Consider the following 1,756-nt stretch of genomic DNA (forward strand, 5'->3'; position numbering starts at 1 on the left):
CACTGAATAACGGTACTACTGGCGGTACGATCACCAACATCAAATCCCTGATCACTGATAACACTGGTGGCAGCATCACATTCGCCAATGCAACTACAGGTATCACAACCATCACTGGTGGTACAGGGAACGATCTTGTTGACTTTACCAATACTGGATCAGAATTCAATGCTGGTAACATTAACCTGGGTGCTGGTACTAACACATTGTATTTGTTAGGCAATACTTACACAGGTACTTTCACTGCTGGTGCAGGTACAACAGATACTTTGGGCTTCTTGCCAGGCTCCAATATCGCTGGCGCAAACATCACTGGTTTCGAATTTGCTGATTTTGCTAATGCCGCTGGTACAGTAACGATGACTGCTGCGCAACATAATGCATTCACTGGTACATCGAGTGCAGCTGGTGCGCAGACTATCGTTCTGACTACCGCTGGTACAGTTACTGGTTTGGCTAACATAGAAAACTATACACTGGCTAACGGTACTAACACCTTCACAGCAGCAGCAGGTGCAATTTCTGTTATCGGTGGTACTGGTGCAGACACTCTTAACGTTTCAGAAGCCATCATCAACGCAACTATTGCAGCTAATGGTATCAATGGCGGCACAGGTCCTGGCGACGTTCTGAACACTGGCGCAGTAACTGCCGCCTTGAACCTGCAACCGAAAGTAACTGGTGTTGAAACAGTCAATGTAACTGGTGGTACTACAGCTGCTTGGACAGTACAGAATGAAGATGGTGCTGGCGTAACTTTGAATTTCACTAAAGCTGCTACAGCAAATATCAACAATGTGATTCTGGGTGTTGGCGGTCAAACGCTGAACGTTCTGGGCACAGGTACTGGTAACGTAACTATCACTGGCGGTTCAGGCGCTGACACGATCAACCTGTCAACAACTGCAACTGGCTCTGATACTATCGCTACTGGTTCCGTTCTGGCCAATATCGATACAGTAGCCAACTTCAAAGTGGCTGGCGCTGACGTATTCAAAACTGGTACAGCAGCAACAACACTGAACCTGTTGTCTATCGCTACAGCTGATACATCCACGCTGGCAGCAGCAATCGCTACAGCAGCAACTGCAGCTGGCGCGTCTCTGGCAGCCAATACCCAGGCTTACGTGATCACGGTAGCCGCAGGTACAGCAGCTGGTACTTATGCCTTCCAAAACATCGGTGGCACTGTAGGTACTGTTGATGCAACTGACTTTATCGTTAAATTGGTTGGCGCAGGTTCCATCGTTGCCGGCGACTTCATCGCTTAATTCAGTAGCAAGTAATGCAAAAATGGGTACTGCGGTACCCATGCAACAGGGAGAAAATATTCTCCCTGTTGTGCAAAATAAAAAAACCACCTCTGCAAAGCGGTGGTTTTTTGTTTTTATAAGCCCGATTGCCTCAGATTTATTTGTCTTTGTGATTCATGTCACATTTTTTGTAAAAAGGGCGTGTTAATCTCGCCAGTGCTAAAAAAGGTATGAATGCATATCCTTCATGTTGTTGAAGTTTCCTTTGTTATAACAATTAAATCAGGAGTTCTAAATGGCTAATTCAGCTAGTGATATCCAAAAGCTTTACATCGCATATTTCAACCGTCCAGCTGACCCGTTGGGTCTGGCCTATTGGGTAGCAAGCAATTCGTCTTTAAAAGACATCGCCCAAAGTTTCTCAGTGCAACCAGAATACGCAGCGACTTACGCGAATCTGACGACAGCACAAACCGTCAACACCATCTACAAAAACCTGTTCG

General features: G+C 46.1%; 1 protein-coding gene and 1 pseudogene. Both read left to right on the forward strand.

The features are described from left to right. A partial coding sequence (locus ACO0LH_RS28390; RefSeq protein WP_422944509.1) for a beta strand repeat-containing protein occupies positions 1-1,271 on the forward strand: 1,271 nt, incomplete at its 5' end. A 277-nt stretch (positions 1,272-1,548) separates the two neighbouring features. Continuing rightward, positions 1,549-1,756: pseudogene (locus ACO0LH_RS28395) on the forward strand (hypothetical protein); the annotation flags it as partial.

The organism is Undibacterium sp. TJN19 (assembly GCF_049339485.1).
Lineage (GTDB): Bacteria > Pseudomonadota > Gammaproteobacteria > Burkholderiales > Burkholderiaceae_D > Undibacterium.